Here is a 203-nt window from a genome sequence, read left to right as displayed (position 1 = left end):
GAAGATGAAAAGGAATAACATTGACATATTGTATTCAGTTTTGAATGCTCATCAGAGTATTCTATTTATGATGGGCCTATAGCTCAGCTGGTTAGAGCGCACGCCTGATAAGCGTGAGGTCGGTGGTTCGAGTCCACTTAGGCCCACCATTTTTGTACATTGAAAACTAGATAAGTAAGTAAAATTTATGATTTTACCAAGCA

The 203-nt window shown here is 38.4% G+C and carries 1 tRNA gene; it reads left to right on the top strand.

Annotation, left to right across the window (positions count from 1 at the left end):
• Window positions 1-72 precede the first annotated feature (72 nt).
• Window positions 73-149 (top strand) — tRNA-Ile (locus tag CD032_RS09895).
• Window positions 150-203 lie beyond the last annotated feature (54 nt).

The organism is Staphylococcus cohnii subsp. cohnii (assembly GCF_002902365.1).
In the GTDB taxonomy this organism is placed as follows: Bacteria; Bacillota; Bacilli; order Staphylococcales; family Staphylococcaceae; genus Staphylococcus; species Staphylococcus cohnii.
The sequence above is the reverse complement of the archived record's forward strand: the minus strand, read 5'-3'. Positions and strand labels throughout refer to the sequence as shown.